Below are 232 nucleotides of genomic sequence, written 5' to 3' on the forward strand. Positions count from 1 at the left end.
CCTTTATCAAAAGCTTCACCAATATCAAAAAAAACGTCTTCAACCTTTCCGCTAACCTCAAATGTTAAGGTCGTTGTATCTGCAGGTTGAATAACACCTGACAAAATACGACTATCAAACGAGTTAGTTTTTTTTAACTCAATGGCAGAAACAGGTTTTAATTTTTGCTCAGGAACTTGCTCTTCAGAGCACCCTGACAGCATAAAAATAATAACTAAAAAAACAACTATAT

General features: G+C 34.1%; 1 protein-coding gene. It reads right to left on the bottom strand.

Annotated features, from left to right (window positions below):
* Positions 1 to 232: hypothetical protein (locus tag SB724_RS22000; protein WP_410573224.1), on the bottom strand; the 232-nt coding region annotated here is incomplete at both ends.

This window comes from Bacillus sp. SIMBA_031 (assembly GCF_046535225.1).
Lineage (GTDB): Bacteria > Bacillota > Bacilli > Bacillales > Bacillaceae > Bacillus > Bacillus velezensis.